This window comes from Vibrio sp. V03_P4A6T147, assembly GCF_002241085.1.
Taxonomy (GTDB): Bacteria; Pseudomonadota; Gammaproteobacteria; order Enterobacterales; family Vibrionaceae; genus Vibrio; species Vibrio anguillarum.
This window is the reverse complement of record NZ_NDIO01000312.1, coordinates 15,216-34,242: the sequence shown is the minus strand read 5'-3', so window position 1 is coordinate 34,242 and position 19,027 is coordinate 15,216. Positions and strand designations below refer to the sequence as shown.

The window sequence follows — 19,027 nt, the reverse complement described above, 5'->3', positions numbered from 1 at the left end:
ACATGTTATTTCCTTAACATAGCTATATAGGGGGGAGTGATTGTTTCACAACGCATCCTCTTGTTGGGATGTCGGCCGAAACGAGTGACCCATTTGATAACGTTTGGGTAACACTGCGATTTTAGGGCTTAGATCTTTTTAATGGTAATGAAGTAACAGATTGAGATCTCAATTTGTTTGTCGACTTTTTAGAAGTTGCAAACATGCTCGCTTTTCTTAAATGGATGGTGATAATGGAGGCAATCACTCACAACGCCATGTGCGAGGCTAGGATTTATGCATATTCACATTCTTGGGATTTGCGGTACGTTTATGGGCGGTGTTGCCGTTTTAGCGCGGCAATTAGGTCATAAAGTTACCGGCAGCGACGCCAACGTTTACCCACCGATGAGTACGTTATTGGAGTCTCAAGGTATCGAGATTATCGAAGGCTTTGACCCTGCTCAATTAGAGCCCAAGCCTGATTTGGTGGTGATTGGCAACGCCATGAGTCGCGGCAATCCGTGTGTTGAATATGTGCTGAACCACAACTTGCGTTACACCTCTGGCCCGCAATGGTTGCAAGAGTTCCTGTTGCATGACCGCTGGGTTCTTGCGGTGGCTGGTACACACGGTAAAACCACCACGTCGAGCATGTTGGCGTGGATCTTGGAAGATTGTGGTTACCAACCAGGCTTTTTGGTGGGAGGCGTACTTGGCAACTTTGGTATTTCTGCGCGTTTGGGCGAAAGCATGTTTTTTGTGGTTGAAGCCGATGAATATGACAGCGCTTTTTTCGATAAGCGTTCTAAGTTTGTCCATTATCACCCACGCACTTTAGTGTTGAACAACTTAGAGTTTGATCATGCGGACATTTTTGACGATCTTGAAGCGATTAAGCGCCAATTTCATCATCTAGTGCGTACTGTTCCGGGCAATGGTCGTATTTTTGCTCCGCAAAAAGAGCAGGCATTAGCGGATGTTCTCGCACGTGGCTGCTGGAGCGAAACCGAGTTTACCGGTGAGCAAGCGCAGTGGAAAGCTGAAAAAATCACGCGTGATGGTTCGCAATTTGATGTGTTCTTTGACAATGAACGCGTGGGGTGCGTAACTTGGGATTTGGTTGGCGATCATAATGTCGATAACGCCTTAATGGCGATTGGCGCGGCGCGTCACGTAGGGGTCACTCCAGATTTAGCCTGTCAAGCTTTGGGCAAATTTATCAATACCAAACGTCGTTTAGAGCTCAAAGGCGAAGTGAACGGTATTACGTTGTATGACGATTTTGCTCATCATCCAACGGCCATTGAACTTACTTTGGGTGGTTTACGTAACAAGGTAGGCGATCAGAAAATTATCGCGGTTTTAGAGCCTCGTTCGGCTACGATGAAGTTGGGTGTACATAAGCAAACTTTAGCGGCGTCATTACAGCAAGCCGATTCAGTTTATCTCTATCAGCCGAACAATCTTGCTTGGTCGGTGCAGGATGTAGCTGATCAATGCTCACAACCAGCGCAAGTGAATGATGATATTGATGCTTTCGTCGCGCAAATTGCGCAGGAAGCCCAGCCGGGCGATCACATTTTGGTGATGAGCAATGGTGGCTTTGAAGGTATTCATAACAAGCTCCTACTTGCATTAAATTAAGCCATGTAATGCCAGCGACACAAACGAAATAGAGAGTTATGACAATACAACAGAAAGCCATCACTTTAGCCTTTACTGGCGCTTCAGGTGCTCCTTACGGACTTCGTCTGTTGGAGTGTTTATTGGCTGCAGATTACCGAGTGTATCTTTTGATCTCTTCGGCCGCGCGCGTTGTGCTTGCAACCGAGCACGGTTTGAAGTTGCCCAGTGGGACTGAGGCAGCCAAAGCTGCGTTGGTGGAACATTTACACTGCGATGCCTCACAGCTTGTCGTGTGTGGCAAAGAAGAGTGGTTCTCTCCAGTGGCTTCGGGCTCTGCTGCGCCAAAACAGATGGTGGTGTGCCCATGTTCGGCAGGCAGCGTTGCGGCGATTGCCCATGGCATGTCCGATAATTTGATCGAACGTGCTGCCGATGTAGTGATGAAAGAGCGTGGCCAACTGGTGTTAGTGGTGCGCGAAACTCCGTTTTCCACCTTACATTTAGAAAACATGCTCAAGTTGTCGCAAATGGGCGTCACCATTATGCCCGCTGCCCCCGGTTTTTATCATCAGCCGCAGTCAATTGAAGACTTGGTCGATTTTATGGTGGCGCGTATTTTAGACCATTTGGGCGTTGAACAAGGGCTTGTGCCACGTTGGGGATATGACTCACGCCCAACGGTGTAGCTTATTGCGTTAATTCCAATTACAATCCACCTCACTCAACGGGGAGCAAATCATTCATCTCAATGAATGCTGCTGAGATCAAGCGTGAGCTTGGGACCCGTAAACCTGAACCAGATAATGCTGGCGTAGGAATTGGGTTAGGATCTCAGAATAGGAATAATGGAATATTCTCATCCTCCTCAAGCCTGTGCCGCTCAACCAAGGAGAGCGACCAGTTGAACACCACTCTTAATACCATTGCACTTGCCACCATCACCTCTTTTTCAGCGCATGCCGCTGACAATATCCTTACCGTTTATACCTATGACTCGTTCGCATCAGAATGGGGCCCGGGACCGGCGATTGAAAAAGCATTCGAAGCACAATGCGCTTGCGATCTTCAGTTTGTGGCACTCGATGATGGGGTATCGATCCTAAACCGTTTGCGTCTTGAAGGTAATAACAGTAAAGCAGACATCGTACTCGGTTTAGATAACAACTTAATGGCCGAGGCCAAACAGACTGGCTTATTGGCAAATCATAATGTCGAGACGGGCCAAGTCACGCTACCCGGTGGTTGGAGTGATGAAACATTTGTTCCTTATGATTACGGCTATTTTGCCTTTGTTTACAATAAAGAGAAATTAGCAAACCCACCAAAAAGCTTAAAAGAGTTGGTAGAAAAGCGCGATGATCTTAAAGTGATTTATCAAGATCCGCGCACTTCAACACCCGGTCAAGGCTTACTGCTGTGGATGAAATCTGTCTATGGTGAGAAAGCCAATTTAGCATGGCAACAGCTCGCCAATAAGACGGTGACAGTCACCAAAGGTTGGTCAGAAGCCTATGCGATGTTTCTAAAAGGTGAGTCCGATCTGGTGCTCTCTTACACCACCTCTCCAGCCTATCATTTGATTGCGGAAAATGACGCCAAGTACGCGGCTGCTGATTTTGCCGAAGGACACTACATGCAAGTGGAAGTGGCTGCGAAAGTAAAACACAGTGGTAACGGCAAATTGGCCGATGAGTTCATGCACTTTATTTTAAGTGATCAATTTCAGTCGGTGATGCCAACCGGAAACTGGATGTATCCTGTGACGTCTGTCGCGCTACCGAAAGGTTTTGAAACGCTGGCTGTGCCACCAAAGGCGCTCACCTTTAGCGCACAAGAGGTGTCTGAGATGCGTAAAGTGTGGATCCGTGAGTGGCAAACCGCCTTAACGTTTTAAGGTTCGATAAAGTTTGAATGCTATTCCTAAAATAGGTATTGGGGTCGCGATGCTTGTCGCGACCTTTGTCATCAGTGCGTTGGCGGCGTTGCTGTTACAAGCACCCAGCTTAAATGTGATGCACGTATGGCAAGACCCGTATTATCGCCATGTTACTCAATTTAGTTTTTACCAAGCTAGCTTGTCGATGCTGCTCAGTGTTGGTTTCGCGGTTCCTGTTGCTCACGCACTTTACCGTCGTCGATTTTGGGGACGTGCGCTGCTGATCAAATTGTTTGCAACGACCTTAGTGCTTCCGGTGCTGGTGGGCGTATTTGGTTTGTTGGCCATTTATGGTAATAGCGGTCTGCTCGCCTCGCTGCTTGCGTGGTTTGATAGCAAACTGCCGTTTTCCATTTACGGATTAAACGGTATTTTACTGGCGCATCTGTTTTTTAATCTCCCGTATGCCAGCCGTTTATTGCTGCAAGCGTTAGAGTCGATCCCGGCTGAACAACATAAGTTATGCGCGCATCTTGGCATGAGTCATTGGCACAAATTTCGTTGGGTTGAATGGCCGCGTTTGCGTCAGCAGCTTCCTCATGTCTGTGGTTTGGTGTTCATGCTCTGTTTTACCAGTTTTGCCACTGTGATGGCACTTGGCGGCGGGCCTAAATCAACCACGATTGAGCTGGCGATTTATCAGGCGATCAAATTTGATTTTGATTTACAAGCCGGCGCGCTGCTTGCGCTGTGGCAGATGCTGTTATGCGGGCTGTTGTCTCTATCCATTTCACGCTTAGCGAAGCCGTTAGCCATCACCACAGGGCGTCAAGCGAGTGATTATGTGGTTAGTCGAGATAATCGCAAAGCGCAATGTTGGGACGGCGCATGGATCTTCCTTGCGTTGCTGTTAGTACTTCCGCCGCTGGTGATGGTCATCTTGAGCGGTTTAAATTCGCAGCTTTTTCACGTCTTGAGTGATGAGCAATTCTGGCGTGCGCTTTGGGCTTCACTGCAAGTGGCGTTATTGGCAAGCGTGGTTGCTGTTTCGGCTGGGGTTGCCATACTCATCACGACTCGCGCTTTGCGCCTGCAGCAGCACAACCGTAAGGCGGACCAACTAGAGTTGATTGGCGCGATTATTTTGGTCACGCCAGGGCTTGTTATCAGCACCGGGCTTTTTCTGTTACTGCGTATCTGGACCGATGCATTTAGCTTAGCGTATTGGGTGGTTTTTTTCGTCAATGGCTTAATGGCATTGCCGTATGTGTTGAAAACATTGGCGCAACCTATGCTGCATATCGCGCAGCAATATCAATGGTTATGTGCCAGCCTTGGCATTAAAGGGTGGCAGCGTTTGCAAGTGATTGAGCTGCGTGCGTTGCGTAAACCCTTAGCGCATGCCTTTGCGATCAGCTTTTTGCTCTCAATGGGGGATTTAAGTGCGATTGCTCTATTTGGTAGCCAAGAGTTTAGAACCTTACCGCTTTACCTGTTCCAACTGCTGGGCAGTTACCAAATGCAAGCGGCGGCGGTGGTTTCTCTTACGCTGTTGCTACTCAGTGTGGGGTGTTTTGCCCTCATTGAGCGGTTATTTCATTCACATTCAAAGGTAAAGCAATGTTAGAACTCAAGGCTGTGCAGTATGAGTATCAACAGGAGTGGTTTGAATTTTCGCTCTCTGTACCGCGAGGGGCGATTCTCTCTTTGATGGGGCCAAGTGGCGCGGGCAAGTCGACTTTACTGAGCTTAGTTGCGGGTTTTATTGCACCGAAAAGCGGCGATATCCAAGTGCAAGGGCAATCCTTACTTGGGCAGGAGCCACACTTGCGTCCTTTTTCGATGCTGTTTCAAGAGCACAATCTTTTTGCCCATCTCACTGTGCGTGAAAATATTAGCCTTGGGTTACATCCGGGGCTGAAATTAACCACTTCGCAAAAGGCGTTAGTTGAGTGCGCCGCGCAGCAAGTGGGTTTGGCAGCGCTACTTGATCGCTTGCCTGAGCAGCTCTCAGGGGGGCAGCGTCAACGAGTTGCTCTGGCGCGCTGTTTTGTACAACCACATCCTATCTGGCTGCTGGATGAGCCCTTTTCCGCCTTGGATCCGCTACTCAGAGAAGAGATGCTGCTTTTGGTTAAGCAGTTAGCCGCAGAAAGAGCGATCACTGTTGTGATGGTGACGCACCATATTAGTGATGCCAAAGCGATTGCGAGCCATTTTGCGTTTATGGCTCAAGGACATGTGTTAGTGAGTGATCGCATTGAGGCACTTTCCGCACAACACGCAGACGCGCAGCTCAGTGATTTTGTGCGTGCAGGGGAATAAAAAAAACCTCACACGTTTAGGTGAGGTTTTTGCGTCTAATCAGCACTATGACAGGTTACACTGACTTATCGTTATGCTCCCTGAGCACTTGGAAAATCTCTCGTGATGCTCTTGGTGGTTTGCTGTTGGCTTTCTCTTTATTTGCTTGACGCGCTAATTGGCGCAGACGTTGACGATCCATCTCTGGATAGAGTGCCATCGCATCTTCAATCGCGCTGTCACCTTTCTCCACAATACGATCACGCATCTGTTCGAGCTTATGCAGCATGGCGGTATTTTGTGAGTGCTTGTTACGCAGTTTATCCAATGCCGCTTGAATCGGTTCAGCATCGATGGTACGCATCATTTTACCAATGTATTGCAGTTGGCGGCGTCTGGCTTCCATGCTAAAACGCTGAGCATCTTTGATGGCATCCATCAAATCTTCAGACATCGGAATTTTTGCTAACTGAGATGGCTTCAGAGCAACCAGCTCTTCACCCAGTTTTTGTAGCTCAGTCATGTCGTTTTTCATTTCGGTTTTGCTAACCCAAATGATCTCCTCTTCTTCTTCCCAAGGAGCTTTTTGATTCTTACGCGCCATTTTCTTCATCTATTGAGTTATGTATGTCAGCTATTTTAGCAAGAATCGTGGGGAGAAAGCGAAATTCTTGTTATCCTAATGGCATTGTTTGCTAATAATTGATGAGATATGGACGTAAAACAACAAGTTGCTCAGCAGCGCATCGAACTTGAAGCGGCGGTTGCTAAGGCATTAGAGATGGCTGCGCTCAGTTCTGATGCTGCTGAAGTGGCGATCACCAAAAGTACCGGCCTGAGTGTTTCGACGCGAATGTGTGAAGTTGAAAACGTAGAATTTAACAGTGATGGGGCATTAGGCATCACTGTGTATCGTGGGCAACGTAAAGGCAGTGCGTCGACGTCAGATCTCAGTGAAAAAGCAATTGCGCAGACGGTCGCTGCAGCGCTTGATATTGCGCTTTACACTTCTGAAGATCCTTATGCAGGCCCTGCACCTAAAGAGTTAATGGTGCGAAATATTCCTGATTTAGATCTCTTCCATCCCGATGAACCTAACCCGGACATGGCCGCTAAAATTGCCATTGCTGCAGAAGAGAAAGCGTTAGCTTACAGCAACAAGATCAAACAAAGTGATGGCGCAAGTTATGACAGCCATTACGGTGTGAAAGTGTATGGCAATAGCCATGGTTTGCTCGCGAGTTATGCCTCTAGCCGTCATAGTATTAGCTGCTGCGTGATCGGTGAGGGTAAAAATGGTGAGATGGAGCGTGATTATAGCTATACCGTTGCACGTCACCGCGACGATTTATGGTCGCCAGAGCTGGTCGGGCAACAAGCTGCAGAAAAAACCATCAGCCGTTTAGATGCAAAAAAATTGAAGACGGGCAAAGTTCCGGTGATGTTTGCCGCGGATGTAGCGACAGGTTTGATTGGTCATTTGGTGATGGCGATCAGTGGTGGCAGCTTGTATCGTAAATCTTCCTTTTTACTTGATAAGTTAGGCGAGAAAATTTTACCCGATTGGTTCAATATTGCCGAAAAACCCCATGTATTGCGTGCGTTGGCATCAAGCCCATTTGATAGTGAAGGGGTGTTTACGCAAGACCGCCAAATCATTACCGATGGCGTGCTCTCGACTTATCTTCTGAGCAGCTATGCCGCTCGTAAAATGAAGATGACTCCAACTGGTCACGCGGGTGGCATCCATAACTGGTATGTTCAATCCACAGGACAAAATTTTGAGCAGATGCTTAAAGCGTTAGGCACAGGCTTGTTAGTCACTGAAGTGATGGGCCAAGGTGTTAATGCAGTGACAGGTGATTATTCGCGTGGCGCCGCTGGTTTCTGGGTTGAAAACGGTGTGATTCAATACCCTGTATCTGAGATTACTATCGCGGGCAATTTGAAAGATATGTTCCAGCAAATGGTGGCGGTAGGGAGTGATGTCGAAACACGCTCGCAAATCCAAACTGGGTCTATTTTACTTGAATCGATGAAAATTGCGGGCGAATAATCGCTTAAGCTGAATATGAAAAAGCTTGGTATAACAACCAAGCTTTTTTTATGGGTGGTTTGGGTATGTATCACTATAGGGTTACATCAAAATAGGGCTACATCAAAATGGTCGCCAAGCCGAGAAAGACCGAAAGCCCAACCACATCGGTGACGGTTGTTAACGCCATTCCGCCAGCAAGAGCCGGGTCGATTTTCATTTTTTTCAGTAAAATTGGGATGGTGACGCCGGCGATCCCGGCAATGAGTAGGTTGGCCATCATTGCTGCGGAAATGATGCCGCCAAGCATCCAATTGCCTTTCCATACCACCACAATGCCGCCAATAATGGTAGCCCACATGATGCCATTTAAAAAACCGATTGCCGCTTCTTTGAATAGCAATTCGCGTTGGTTACTGTCACCGATATGTCCCAATGCTAAACCACGAATGACCAAGGCCACGGTTTGGTTACCTGCGACACCACCCATTGAGGGCACTATGGTCATTAGCACGGCAATGGCGGCCATTTGATCCAGTGTTGCTTCAAACATGTTAGAAACAGAGGCTGCGGCGAGGGCGGCCAAAACATTTGCCCCAAGCCAGATGGTCCGTTTACGTGCGGATTTGACTACTGGAGCAAAGGTATCTTCGTCATCGTTCATACCAGCCATACTCATCATTGAGTGTTCGGCATCTTCACGAATGATGTCAACGACGTCATCAATGGTGATCCGACCGACCAAGTGCTGGTTTTCATCCACCACAGGCGCGGACACCCAGTTGCGACGTTCAAACAGGCTGGCAACATCTGAGTCGCTGGTGGTGACCAAAATCGCCTCATCGGCATCATCCATGACTTCACTTACTGGAATATCCGGTTGCGTGGTCAGCAAGGTGGTGAGTGAGAGATGCCCAATCAGCTTACTTTCATCGTCAATCACGTAAAGTGCATCGGTTGCTTCGGGCAGATCGCCGCGCATGCGTAAATAGCGTAAAACCACGTCAATATCAACGTCACCACGAATGGTGATCACGTCGGTATTCATGATCCCGCCGGCTGTTTCCTCTGAATAGGAGAGCGCGGTTTCAACGCGCTGGCGATCAGCGCTGTCCATCTGCGAAAGCACTTCGCGTGACACGTCATCTGGCAAGCTACGCAGTACATAGGCCACGTCATCGGTGTCCATGCCTTCGGTCGCTTCTGCCAGTTTTTCGGGTGCCATTTTGGAAACTAGGGCATCTTTGACGTCTTCGTTGAGCTCATCAAGGATTTCACCGTAGTCTTCTGGGTCGGTGAGTTGCCATAACACCTCCCGGCTTTTACGTGGAGAGGCTTCTAAGAGGTGAGCAATATCTTCTGGCTCCATGTCCTGCAATTGGCGACGGACATGGACAAAACGACCATTTTCTAAAGCTTCGCTGACTTCTTGGAGGGTTAGGTGAGCTTGATCAAATTCAATTTGCTCGGCCATGGTTTCCCCCTACTTAGGATTCTTACAATGTGTTGAATAGTAACTTAATTCTAGGCCTTATTTAATAAGTTCTTATTAAGCACTGAATTTATTTTGACTATCAGGGGCGCGCATGCGCTGTCTGTGGGAGAGTGGAGTGTAAGCCTGGTGCTTACTCGTCTTCATCGAATTTATGTTCAATCAGCGAACTAACCGCTTGCAAAGCAGGCTCTGCTTGTGAGCCTTCAGCATTGATGGTGATGTATTGACCTTGTGCGGATTCGAGCATCAATAAACCCATCACACTGTCTGCAGTGGCTTCTTTTCCTTCTTCACTTTGAATGGTGACCACCGCATCAAAAGATTGCGACAGTTCAACCAGCTTAACGGCTGCACGAGCATGAAGGCCCAAGCGATTTTGGATTAAAACCGTTTTACTTAATAGTGGCATACCATCGCTCCTATTGCTGTTTTTCTAATGATGTATGGCGTATCTGTACTTGGTGACCCAATTGAGCAAAGTACTCGCCAAGCTGTTGAGTCAGGTAAACGGAGCGGTGCTTACCACCGGTGCAACCAATCGCAATTGTGAGATAACTGCGGTTGTTTTTTTCGAGCATCGGCAGCCAGTATTCAACAAACTTTTGAATTTGTTGTTTAAGTTCAATTACTTCACTATGGCGTTCAAGAAACGACTTAATTGGTGCATCCAGGCCAGTTAATGGGCGAAGATCGGGTTCCCAGTGTGGGTTGGGTAAAAAACGCACATCAAACACGTAGTCTGCATCGCTGGGTAGTCCATATTTGAAGCCAAAAGACTGAAACACCATCACCAGATCTTTGCGCTCACGTCCTTCAATTCGCATGCGTACGGTTTCGCTCAACTCATGCAACGATTGATTACTGCTATCGAGCACTAAATCGGCTTGCTCTTTGAGCGGTGCAAGCAGCGACTTTTCCAATTCAATCGCTTGCGCAAGTGAAGGTTTATCGGCGTTTAATGAGAGAGGATGGATACGACGCGTTTCGCTGTAGCGCTTGAGTAGTGTCTCTTTACTGGCATCGAGAAACAGCACACTAACGTCGTTATTCTGTTTTAGCTGCTCTAAAACATCCGCAACCAAACTAGGCTCTTGGGGCAAGTTACGGATATCAATACTCACCGCGACATTTTGTTTACTGCCTTGGACAGATTGAATAAACGCATCCAACAAGTTGACGGGAAGGTTATCGACACAATAGTAGCCGAGATCCTCCAGTACTCGTAAAGCAACGCTTTTCCCTGCGCCTGATTGACCACTCACAACGATTAAACGCATAGTTTCGGCTCGGTGGTTATTGGTTAGTCATGATGTCGTACAGCTCTTGATCGCTTTGTGCACTTCGAAGCTGTTTTAAAACTTGTTTGTCATTGAGGCGCTCGGCCATACAAGCGAGCGTTTTTAAATGCTCTTTGCACTGCTCTTCAGGAACGAGCAACGCAAACAGTAGATCGACAGGTCGATTATCAATGGCATCAAACTCAATCGGTTCTTCACACTGCAGCAAAACGGCAATGGCACGATCACTGTTGGTCATTCTTGCATGAGGAATGGCGATGCCATTACCAATACCAGTACTGCCCATTTTTTCTCGGCTGAGCATGCATTCAAACAGCTCGGTGGAATTTTGACCTGAATACTCAGCAGCGATTTCGCTAATGATTTCTAGGGCTCTTTTTTTACTGGTGCATTGGACCGCACTTTTCGTGCAGTCCAATGAGAGTACTTCGCTTAATTGCATGATTAATGACTACTTAGCTTTTCTTTATGCTTGTTGAGTTGTCTTACGAGTTTATCCACTAAACTGTCAATGGCAGCATACATATTTTCATTGTCGGCCACGGCGTGGATATCACCTTGATTTATGTGGAGCGTAGCTTCAGCGATCTGTTGTACTTTTTCAACACGTAAAACAACCTGTACGTTATTGATATGGTCAAAAAATCGCTCAAGTTTTTGAAACTTCGAGTTTACATAGTCTTGCATTGAATCGGTCAGATCAATGTGATGGGCATTAATGTTGATTTGCATAGACTTTCCTTCTCTGTTTTGTGCCTTACAGTAGGCGTTTGCGCTGACTCGATGGAGCAATGCCCAACGATTCACGGTATTTAGCTATCGTCCGTCTAGCTACCTGAATCCCTTGGTCAGCCAGTAGATCTGCAATTTTACTGTCACTTAATGGTTTGGCTGTATTTTCAGCGGCCACCAGTTTTTTAATCAGTGCTCGTATTGCAGTCGATGAACACTCTCCCCCGCTGTCGGTACTGACATGGCTGGAGAAGAAGTATTTCAATTCGAAAATACCACGCGGAGTATGCATGTACTTCTGCGTTGTCACCCTTGATATGGTGGATTCATGCATTTCTACCGCTAAAGCAACGTCATTGAGTACCATTGGCTTCATCGCCTCTTCACCATACTCAAAGAAATCACGTTGATGTTCAACAATACACTTGGCAACTTTGAGCAGTGTCTCGTTTCTACTTTCTAAACTCTTAATTAGCCATTTTGCTTCTTGCAAATTGCTGCGAATGTAGTTGCTATCGGCACTGTTACCTTTGCCTAATGCTGCATATTGTTGATTTATCTTAAGTTTTGGTACGCTATCTGGGTTTATTGTTACCACCCATTTGCCGTGATCTTTGTAAACAGACACGTCAGGCACAACGTATTCGGCGTGCTCGGTTGAAATATTATTTCCCGGTCTTGGGTCAAGTTGTTGAATGAGCTGCAATACCTCTCGCAGATCTTCTTCTTTTAACTTGGTTTCTTTGATGATCAACTTGTAGTCACGATTGCCGAGCAGATCAATATGTTGGATCAGCAGCTGTTTAGCTTCTTCTAACCAAGGGGTACTGGCAGGGTAGGTCGCTAATTGTAAAAGCAGGCAGTCTTGAAGGTTGACTGAAGCCACACCGAGGGGATCAAACTGCTGAACACGTTTACGAACGGCTTCAATTTCATCAAGCTCAATATTTTCATCGGCAAAGCTTTCTAAAATATCATCCAAAGAAACGGTGAGATAACCGTAGTCATCGATGGCGTCAATCAAGGCAAGAGCAATGCTGCGGTCGGTGTCGCTAAACGGTGTGAGATCTAATTGCCACAGTAGATAATCTTGCAGGGTTTGCGTTGTTTCACCTTGGTATACGGGCATGTCATCATCAAGGGCGATCCCTGTGCTGCCTGTGTTCGCGCTGTAGACATCATCCCATGTGGTGTCGATCTCAAGCTCGCTGCTGATTTCGGATTTTTCAATTAAGTCAGAGCTGTCTTGTGGCTCAATATCTAACACCTCAGCACTGGTTTCTTTCTCCTCATTGATGCTATGAACATCAGCGGTGGCATTCTCTTCATAGGCCTCTTCAACATCCAATAATGGATTAGACTCTAGAGCCTCTTGGATCTCTTGCTGGAGTTCCAATGTGGAGAGTTGCAACAAACGAATGGCTTGTTGTAACTGCGGTGTCATCGCTAATTGTTGGCCGAGCTTCAGTTGTAATGAGGGTTTCATTCAGTGCCAGTTACCTTATTATTTTTAGAATTGATGTCACTCTCTACTTAATCATAGACGGAATTGTTCACCGAGATAAACTTGTTTTACCTCTTCATTATTGAGCACGTCATGTGGTGTACCTTCTGCGATCAAACGACCCTGGCTTACAATATAGGCTTTTTCACAGACGTCCAATGTTTCTCGAACGTTGTGGTCTGTGATTAAAACGCCTAAGCCACGATCTCGCAGGTGTTGGATGATCTTTTTAATGTCGATAACGGAAATAGGGTCGACCCCTGCAAAGGGTTCATCAAGCAAAATAAATTGTGGGTTTGCGGCAAGAGCGCGGGCAATTTCAACTCGGCGACGTTCACCACCCGATAGCGCCATCCCCGCACTATGGCGGATATGTTGAATGTGAAATTCTTCTAGTAGATCTTCGAGTTTATCTTGGCGCTCTTCACGGGTCATCGATTCACGGGTTTCAAGTACCGCCATGATGTTATCTTCGACCGATAATTTTCGAAAAATAGACGCTTCTTGAGGTAAGTAGCCGATCCCTAAGCGTGAGCGACTGTGCATAGGTAAAATGCTGATGTCGTGATCATCAATGCTGATCTTACCTTCATCACGAGCGACAAGGCCGACGATCATGTAAAACGATGTGGTTTTTCCTGCGCCGTTAGGGCCGAGTAAGCCAACAATCTGCCCCGATTCTACTTGCAAGCTGACGTCAGAGACGACTTTGCGTTTTTTATAGCTTTTCGCTAAATGTTCTGCTTTAAGTATGGCCATAATTATTCTTGTGTCGTAGTGGCTTGCGGTTGAAGCACGGTCGATACTCGCTCGTTAGAGTTACCATCAGCCATCAGTTTCTGTGACGAAATTTTGTAACGAATTTTCGTACCACGGATGATGCTATCGTCTTGTGACAACATGGCTTGATCGATCATCGTCAACTGATCATCGGCCAATTTGTAATAGAGCTCTTTCGCCTCACCATACAAGGTTTTGCCATCGTCGGTTAATTGCGAAAAAGTGGCGAGGTTGCCATATCCTTCAATTTCTTGAATGGAGCCATCTTTCGCATCACGGGTTACAATCACTTTGTCGGCGTTGATACTGATACTGCCTTGTTTGAGTTTGACATCACCAAGGAAAGTCACTTTGTTGCTTTTCATGTCGAGCTGTTGGCTGTCAGAATCGATGTAAACTGGTTGAGCATTATCGGTGGACAATGCCAATGCGTGACCAGAAATCGCTAAACAAGCAATAAGACTAAGGTGTGAGAGTTTCATATCTACCTTGTACATGGTTATAAAGAATAGCGGTATTGTCGGCAAAGTTGCCTTTCATCGCTTGTCCTTGTGTTTCGAATTGTGGCCCAACCAAATCGACCTGATTATCGGCCCAAAAATCGCGATTATTGAGTTGAATGCTCATTTTAATGGTTGAAAGCGTATCAAAACCAGAATCTGCTAATAGGTTTTTTGCCAGTACGTCGTCATACAGTGTGAGTACTTGCTCTTCATCGAGTACGCCGCGTTTGGCGGTAATCTCCCACTCTTGCAAAATACCATCACGGAAGACTTTGAGTATCGGGTACTCGAAAATGGTGTCGCCACTTTTTGCGTAATGATCCAGATGCGTCGATTGAATGATGTAGCTGCGGATACCTTGCTCGTTATAGGTGGTGTTGTCGAGATTTTTTCCACTAAACGACGGTAACTCCAAGTTTGGAGCAACTTGTATATCGGTATTTTGTTCTTTATCGAACAAGTAATAGGCTGACCACGATGCGATAAAAATCAGTATCACATAGAGGACACGAGATAAACTCATACACTTAAGCCTTTGTGCACATCTAACTCACCGCGAGCTTGCAAAATCAAATCACACACTTCGCGTACAGCGCCATGCCCACCTTTTATATGGGTCACGTAGTTTGCGCGTTTAACTAATAGCGGGTGACCATCCGCGACACAGACTTTCAGCGCGACTTTTTCCATTACCGGCCAATCAATCAAGTCATCACCGATATACCCTGTGTGTTCTGGGGCAATATTGAGCTGGCGACAAATGTCGTTATAGGCTTTGACCTTGTCATCCTGACCTTGATAAACCAGTGTAATGCCTAATACGGCCATACGGTTTTCGACAATTTTTGACTGCCTACCTGTAATGATCGCCACTTCAATGCCAGCATTCATCAATGATTTTATGCCGTAGCCATCTCGAGTGTGGAAGGTTTTTAGCTCTTCGCCTTGATTGCCCATATAAACTAAGCCATCAGAGAAGACGCCATCCACATCGCAGATCAGCAGTTTTATCTGCTTAGCTATGTCGAGAATAGGCAGTGAGACCGGGCCGTAGAGTGTATCAATCATGGTCATCACATCACTCCTGCTTTGAGCAAATCGTGCATGTTTAATGCACCGACCAATGTGCCATTTTCGCACAGCATCAAGCCATTGATTCGTTTATCTTGCATTAGGTTTAACCCTTCGACCGCGAGCATGTTAGGGTTTGCTACCGTTGGGTTTTGCGTCATCACCTCGCTGATTGCCGCGCTGTGAATATCGATTCGTTTGTCTAAGATGCGGCGTAAATCGCCATCAGTAAAGATGCCAATAAGCTGCATGTTACTGTCTACTACCGCGGTCATCCCCAACCCTTTTTGGCTGATCTCAAGTAAGGCATCGCGGATCAATGCGTTTGGTTGCACTGTTGGTAGTGCATCGCCAATGTGCATGATATCAGAGAGCTTGAGCAACAATTTTCGACCTAAAGCCCCACCGGGATGAGACAGCGCAAAATCTTCAGCGGTAAAGCCGCGTGCTTGCAAGAGTGCGACGGCTAACGCATCGCCCATCACTAGCGTTGCTGTGGTGCTGGAGGTTGGCGCAAGGCCAAGCGGGCATGCCTCTTGTGGGACAGTGATTTGCAAATGAAGATCGGCCAACTTTGCCATATTCGATGACGGGTTGCCTGTCATGCTAATGATGCGAATATTGAGCCGTTTTAGCACAGTAAACAGTGATAAAATTTCCGAGGATTCGCCAGAGTTTGAAATAGCAATTACGATGTCGCCACGCTCGATCATACCAAGATCACCGTGCGCCGCTTCTCCTGGATGTACGAAAAATGCCGAAGTGCCAGTACTGGCTAAGGTCGCGGCAATTTTTTTACCGATATGGCCTGATTTACCCATACCCATCACCACAACTTTGCCGTGATCATTGGCAATGATCATTTCACACGCTTGGCAAAATGAGTCGTCAAAGTATTGCTCTAGCTGCTGTAAAGCAGCCATTTCGGTGGCGAGAACTTGCTGTGCAACACTGCGATAATCAAACTGATTCGACATTCGATACTCCGAGTTTGGGTTAAGCGGTCATATTCATAAGTAGATAAGCTTGGTATCCGATAAAAGCGAGGAAGAGCACGCCTCCCTCAATGCGGTTAATACTACGCGATTTCCCTAAAGCCATGGCAACCAGTAGCAGAGATACGCCAAGCATTACCCAAAAATCGCGTCCCATCGCATGCTCACTGAGTATCGATGGATTAAGAATGCCGGGTAAGCCCATCACGGCAAGAATATTGAATACGTTCGAGCCAATAATGTTGCCCACAGCCATATCATCTTCGCCTTTCAACACACTTGTGAGTGAGGCGGCCAATTCTGGCAAGCTGGTCCCAACAGCGATGATCGTCAGGCCAATTACCAAGTCGCTCATGCCAAAAAACTTAGCGATAATGACGGCGTTATCGACTAACACGCTGGCAGCAATCGGCAGAATGATAAGCCCAATCACTACCCAAATAGCCGCTTTTGCGTTGCTCACGCCCTGCGGTATTTCAGATTCCTGCTCGGTAAGCAGCGCGTCACCATGTTTTTGCTCGTTACGGCTAATGCGGAGCATCGCGATGATAAACACGGCGAAAAGTGCAAACAGCAACACACCTTCATAGAATCCTAAGTGGTTATCCCACAATAACGCACCAGCAAGTAGTGTGACCGCAATCATCAGCGGCAGTTCACGGCGGAGTACCGCAGAACTGACGGAAAGCGGTTTGATGAGTGCTGTAATACCCAAGATCAAAGCAATGTTAGCGATGTTAGAACCGAGCACGTTACCGACGGCAGTATCGGTTTTCCCATCCAAAGCGGCCGTTGCCGATACCATCATCTCTGGTGCTGATGATCCCATTGCTAAAATAGTCATGCCGATCACTAATGGCGAGATGCCGAAGTTGCGAGCAAGCGCGGCAGAACCAAAGACTAACTTGTCAGCGCTCCAGACTAAAAACACCAAACCTACAATGAGAAACGCTACCGCTTCGATCATGATGATACCTAATTAATGAAATGAGTGAAAAAATGATGCAATTAACCGCTAATTTTGACGTGTTGGTTGCGAAAAGGGAAGCTGAAGATCCAATTAATTACGTTCAATTCATGGTTTAGTTAGCTATCCATCAATAAATGACCGGAAGATTGTTTTGGCGAAAGATGATGCTTTACTTTAGGATGTAATTGAACAGTGCTTTTAATTTTAGAACGTTATGCTTATGATTGCCCATCATTTTGGGGCGGACAACAATAGTGAAACACTCATGATGCCAATCAACGATCTTGTCACAATCAAGAATTTAACCTTCTCCCGTTCAGGACGGAAGATTTTCGATGACGTGAGTCTCAGCGTTCCGCAAGGAAAAATTACCGCCATTATGGGGCCATCGGGTATTGGTAAAACCACTTTGCTACGTCTTATTGGCGGACAACTGTTTCCTGAACAAGGTGAGATTTGGTTCGACAAACAAAACATCCCGATGCTCAGTCGCAAAAAGCTGTATCAAGCTCGTAAAAAAATGAGCATGTTGTTTCAGTCGGGCGCGTTATTTACCGATTTAAATGTGTTCGATAATGTGGCTTTCCCTTTACGTGAACACACTCAATTAGATGAATCGCTGATTAAGACATTAGTTTTACTAAAATTAGAAGCGGTTGGTCTGCGCGGTGCCGCCTTGCTCATGCCGAGCGAATTATCCGGTGGCATGGCAAGAAGGGCTGCATTAGCGCGCGCGATTGCGCTGGATCCGGAACTGATCATGTATGATGAGCCGTTTGTGGGGCAAGACCCGATCACCATGGGCGTGCTGGTGGAATTGATCCGCAATTTGAATCAAGCTTTAGGGGTGACCTCGATAGTGGTCTCTCATGATGTTCCTGAAGTGATGAGCATTGCCGATTGGGTTTATTTGCTGGCTGACGGCAAAGTGATTGCCAAAGGAACGCCAAACGATCTTTACCAAAATAACGATCCTCGCGTACAACAATTTTTACAAGGCGAGGCTGATGGCCCTGTACCATTTCGCTTTCCAGCGCAAAGCCTAGAAAAGGATTTATTCTCATGATGTCTACATTGACAGACTGGATTGAAGGGCTCGGTCGCCGTACGCTCGAATTTTGCCAAGCCTTTGGCAAAGCGAGCTTGATGCTGTTTGGCGCATTAGTTAGCCGCCCACGGCCTATTCAGAATTTTCCATTGTTAGTGAAGCAGCTCTACAGTGTTGGTGTTCAGTCGCTGGCGATTATTGTCGTTTCTGGCTTGTTCATTGGCATGGTGTTGAGCCTGCAAGGCTATGTGATTTTGGTCGATTACGGCGCGGAAGGTAGCCTTGGGCAGATGGTCGCGCTCTCTTTATTGCGTGAACTTGGCCCCGTGGTGACTGCGCTGCTGTTTGCTGGGCGTGCTGGTTCTGCACTTACCGCTGAGATCGGTCTGATGAAAGCCACCGAGCAGCTTTCCAGTTTAGAGATGATGGCGGTTGATCCGCTCAAACGTATTATCGCTCCTCGCTTTTGGGCTGGGCTAATATCAATGCCGTTGCTAGCGATGATTTTTATGGCGGTCGGCATTTGGGGAGGCCAGCTTGTTGGCGTGGATTGGAAAGGGATTGATCACGGCAGTTTTTGGTCTGCGATGCAGTCATCGGTAGAGCTAGGGCAAGATATTGGCAACAGTATGATCAAGTGCGTGATGTTTGCCATCACAGTGACTTGGATTGCACTGTTTAACGGTTACGATGCTATTCCAACCTCGGAAGGTATTAGCCGTGCCACCACAAGAACCGTAGTGCATTCGTCTTTAGCTGTATTAGGGCTAGACTTTGTACTCACCGCATTGATGTTTGGGAATTAATC

21 protein-coding genes and 1 riboswitch are annotated in these 19,027 nt (G+C 46.9%); of the genes, 8 read left to right on the top strand and 13 right to left on the bottom strand.

Annotated features, from left to right (window positions below; all coding sequences use genetic code 11):
* Positions 1–276: 276 nt before the first annotated feature.
* From mpl to thiQ, 5 genes are all read left to right on the top strand, one after another.
* Positions 277–1,626 carry a UDP-N-acetylmuramate:L-alanyl-gamma-D-glutamyl-meso-diaminopimelate ligase gene (mpl, locus tag B9J84_RS12270; RefSeq protein ID WP_094124242.1) on the top strand — a complete coding sequence of 450 codons (1,350 nt, stop codon included), beginning with the start codon at positions 277–279 and terminating at the stop codon, positions 1,624–1,626.
* 38 nt (positions 1,627–1,664) lie between these two features.
* Complete coding sequence (locus B9J84_RS12265; protein WP_094124241.1) at positions 1,665–2,294, top strand: flavin prenyltransferase UbiX; 630 nt, start codon at positions 1,665–1,667, stop codon at positions 2,292–2,294.
* A 29-nt stretch (positions 2,295–2,323) separates the two neighbouring features.
* Positions 2,324–2,443: riboswitch (TPP riboswitch) on the top strand.
* Positions 2,444–2,509: 66 nt separating this feature from the next.
* A complete protein-coding gene (gene thiB / locus B9J84_RS12260; protein WP_094124240.1) occupies positions 2,510–3,502 on the top strand; it encodes a thiamine ABC transporter substrate binding subunit in 993 nt (330 codons plus the stop codon).
* A gap of 13 nt (positions 3,503–3,515) precedes the next feature.
* Positions 3,516–5,111 (top strand): thiamine/thiamine pyrophosphate ABC transporter permease ThiP, encoded by a 1,596-nt coding sequence (gene thiP, locus B9J84_RS12255; protein WP_019282525.1) that lies wholly within the window; start codon positions 3,516–3,518, stop codon positions 5,109–5,111.
* Positions 5,105–5,809, top strand: coding sequence for a thiamine ABC transporter ATP-binding protein (thiQ, locus tag B9J84_RS12250; RefSeq protein WP_094124239.1), 705 nt, complete (start codon positions 5,105–5,107; stop codon positions 5,807–5,809). The genes thiP and thiQ overlap by 7 nt, the downstream gene beginning before the upstream one ends.
* Positions 5,810–5,864: 55 nt before the next feature.
* Here thiQ and yjgA read toward each other — a convergent pair whose 3' ends face one another.
* The gene (yjgA, locus tag B9J84_RS12245) at positions 5,865–6,392 is read right to left on the bottom strand and encodes a ribosome biogenesis factor YjgA (RefSeq protein WP_010318810.1); all 528 of its coding nucleotides are present in this window, start codon (positions 6,390–6,392) and stop codon (positions 5,865–5,867) included.
* A 108-nt stretch (positions 6,393–6,500) separates the two neighbouring features.
* Between yjgA and pmbA the strand changes: the two genes are divergently transcribed.
* Positions 6,501–7,844, top strand: coding sequence for a metalloprotease PmbA (gene pmbA, locus B9J84_RS12240; RefSeq protein ID WP_010318811.1), 1,344 nt, complete (start codon positions 6,501–6,503; stop codon positions 7,842–7,844).
* Positions 7,845–7,941: 97 nt separating this feature from the next.
* On the opposite strand, the gene mgtE is transcribed toward pmbA, so the two are convergent.
* The 12 genes from mgtE to B9J84_RS12180 all read right to left on the bottom strand — a co-directional run bounded on the left by mgtE (position 7,942) and on the right by B9J84_RS12180 (position 17,168).
* Positions 7,942–9,297, bottom strand: coding sequence for a magnesium transporter (gene mgtE, locus B9J84_RS12235; protein ID WP_017043402.1), 1,356 nt, complete (start codon positions 9,295–9,297; stop codon positions 7,942–7,944).
* A 151-nt stretch (positions 9,298–9,448) separates the two neighbouring features.
* Positions 9,449–9,727, bottom strand: a complete 279-nt coding sequence (locus B9J84_RS12230; RefSeq protein ID WP_013855967.1) for an HPr family phosphocarrier protein — start codon at positions 9,725–9,727, stop codon at positions 9,449–9,451.
* 10 nt (positions 9,728–9,737) lie between these two features.
* Positions 9,738–10,595, bottom strand: a complete 858-nt coding sequence (rapZ, locus tag B9J84_RS12225) for an RNase adapter RapZ (RefSeq protein ID WP_010318814.1) — start codon at positions 10,593–10,595, stop codon at positions 9,738–9,740.
* A 16-nt stretch (positions 10,596–10,611) separates the two neighbouring features.
* Positions 10,612–11,058 carry a PTS IIA-like nitrogen regulatory protein PtsN gene (gene ptsN / locus B9J84_RS12220; protein ID WP_013855968.1) on the bottom strand — a complete coding sequence of 149 codons (447 nt, stop codon included), beginning with the start codon at positions 11,056–11,058 and terminating at the stop codon, positions 10,612–10,614.
* A 2-nt stretch (positions 11,059–11,060) separates the two neighbouring features.
* Positions 11,061–11,348 (bottom strand): ribosome hibernation promoting factor, encoded by a 288-nt coding sequence (gene hpf / locus B9J84_RS12215; protein ID WP_013855969.1) that lies wholly within the window; start codon positions 11,346–11,348, stop codon positions 11,061–11,063.
* A gap of 25 nt (positions 11,349–11,373) precedes the next feature.
* Positions 11,374–12,834, bottom strand: coding sequence for an RNA polymerase factor sigma-54 (locus B9J84_RS12210; RefSeq protein ID WP_069212112.1), 1,461 nt, complete (start codon positions 12,832–12,834; stop codon positions 11,374–11,376).
* Positions 12,835–12,885: 51 nt separating this feature from the next.
* A complete protein-coding gene (lptB, locus tag B9J84_RS12205) occupies positions 12,886–13,611 on the bottom strand; it encodes an LPS export ABC transporter ATP-binding protein (RefSeq protein ID WP_013855971.1) in 726 nt (241 codons plus the stop codon).
* Positions 13,612–13,613: 2 nt separating this feature from the next.
* On the bottom strand, positions 13,614–14,114 hold the full coding sequence (lptA, locus tag B9J84_RS12200; RefSeq protein WP_013855972.1) for a lipopolysaccharide transport periplasmic protein LptA: 501 nt from the start codon (positions 14,112–14,114) through the stop codon (positions 13,614–13,616).
* The gene (lptC, locus tag B9J84_RS12195) at positions 14,095–14,658 is read right to left on the bottom strand and encodes an LPS export ABC transporter periplasmic protein LptC (RefSeq protein ID WP_013855973.1); all 564 of its coding nucleotides are present in this window, start codon (positions 14,656–14,658) and stop codon (positions 14,095–14,097) included. Before lptC ends, lptA begins: the two co-directional genes overlap by 20 nt.
* A complete protein-coding gene (gene kdsC, locus B9J84_RS12190; protein WP_094124238.1) occupies positions 14,655–15,212 on the bottom strand; it encodes a 3-deoxy-manno-octulosonate-8-phosphatase KdsC in 558 nt (185 codons plus the stop codon). The genes lptC and kdsC overlap by 4 nt, the downstream gene beginning before the upstream one ends.
* Positions 15,209–16,183 (bottom strand): arabinose-5-phosphate isomerase KdsD, encoded by a 975-nt coding sequence (kdsD, locus tag B9J84_RS12185; protein ID WP_013855975.1) that lies wholly within the window; start codon positions 16,181–16,183, stop codon positions 15,209–15,211. The genes kdsC and kdsD overlap by 4 nt, the downstream gene beginning before the upstream one ends.
* Positions 16,184–16,202: 19 nt before the next feature.
* On the bottom strand, positions 16,203–17,168 hold the full coding sequence (locus B9J84_RS12180; RefSeq protein ID WP_017043395.1) for a calcium/sodium antiporter: 966 nt from the start codon (positions 17,166–17,168) through the stop codon (positions 16,203–16,205).
* 271 nt (positions 17,169–17,439) lie between these two features.
* Between B9J84_RS12180 and mlaF the strand changes: the two genes are divergently transcribed.
* Together mlaF and mlaE are read left to right on the top strand one after the other, a co-directional pair.
* Positions 17,440–18,237, top strand: coding sequence for a phospholipid ABC transporter ATP-binding protein MlaF (gene mlaF / locus B9J84_RS12175; RefSeq protein WP_094124244.1), 798 nt, complete (start codon positions 17,440–17,442; stop codon positions 18,235–18,237).
* The gene (gene mlaE / locus B9J84_RS12170; protein WP_013855979.1) at positions 18,234–19,025 is read left to right on the top strand and encodes a lipid asymmetry maintenance ABC transporter permease subunit MlaE; all 792 of its coding nucleotides are present in this window, start codon (positions 18,234–18,236) and stop codon (positions 19,023–19,025) included. Before mlaF ends, mlaE begins: the two co-directional genes overlap by 4 nt.
* Positions 19,026–19,027: the final 2 nt, after the last annotated feature.

Coding starts and splice junctions, on each gene's coding strand:
- mlaF (WP_094124244.1), top strand. CDS start 17,440: ATGCCAATCAACGATCTTGTCACAATCAAGAATTTAACCTTCTCCCGT.
- mlaE (WP_013855979.1), top strand. CDS start 18,234: ATGATGTCTACATTGACAGACTGGATTGAAGGGCTCGGTCGCCGTACG.
- lptC (WP_013855973.1), bottom strand. CDS start 14,658: ATGAGTTTATCTCGTGTCCTCTATGTGATACTGATTTTTATCGCATCG.
- mgtE (WP_017043402.1), bottom strand. CDS start 9,297: ATGGCCGAGCAAATTGAATTTGATCAAGCTCACCTAACCCTCCAAGAA.
- B9J84_RS12210 (WP_069212112.1), bottom strand. CDS start 12,834: ATGAAACCCTCATTACAACTGAAGCTCGGCCAACAATTAGCGATGACA.
- yjgA (WP_010318810.1), bottom strand. CDS start 6,392: ATGGCGCGTAAGAATCAAAAAGCTCCTTGGGAAGAAGAAGAGGAGATC.
- mpl (WP_094124242.1), top strand. CDS start 277: ATGCATATTCACATTCTTGGGATTTGCGGTACGTTTATGGGCGGTGTT.
- pmbA (WP_010318811.1), top strand. CDS start 6,501: ATGGACGTAAAACAACAAGTTGCTCAGCAGCGCATCGAACTTGAAGCG.
- hpf (WP_013855969.1), bottom strand. CDS start 11,348: ATGCAAATCAACATTAATGCCCATCACATTGATCTGACCGATTCAATG.
- B9J84_RS12265 (WP_094124241.1), top strand. CDS start 1,665: ATGACAATACAACAGAAAGCCATCACTTTAGCCTTTACTGGCGCTTCA.
- B9J84_RS12230 (WP_013855967.1), bottom strand. CDS start 9,727: ATGCCACTATTAAGTAAAACGGTTTTAATCCAAAATCGCTTGGGCCTT.
- lptB (WP_013855971.1), bottom strand. CDS start 13,611: ATGGCCATACTTAAAGCAGAACATTTAGCGAAAAGCTATAAAAAACGC.
- rapZ (WP_010318814.1), bottom strand. CDS start 10,595: ATGCGTTTAATCGTTGTGAGTGGTCAATCAGGCGCAGGGAAAAGCGTT.
- lptA (WP_013855972.1), bottom strand. CDS start 14,114: ATGAAACTCTCACACCTTAGTCTTATTGCTTGTTTAGCGATTTCTGGT.
- ptsN (WP_013855968.1), bottom strand. CDS start 11,058: ATGCAATTAAGCGAAGTACTCTCATTGGACTGCACGAAAAGTGCGGTC.
- B9J84_RS12180 (WP_017043395.1), bottom strand. CDS start 17,168: ATGATCGAAGCGGTAGCGTTTCTCATTGTAGGTTTGGTGTTTTTAGTC.
- kdsD (WP_013855975.1), bottom strand. CDS start 16,183: ATGTCGAATCAGTTTGATTATCGCAGTGTTGCACAGCAAGTTCTCGCC.
- thiQ (WP_094124239.1), top strand. CDS start 5,105: ATGTTAGAACTCAAGGCTGTGCAGTATGAGTATCAACAGGAGTGGTTT.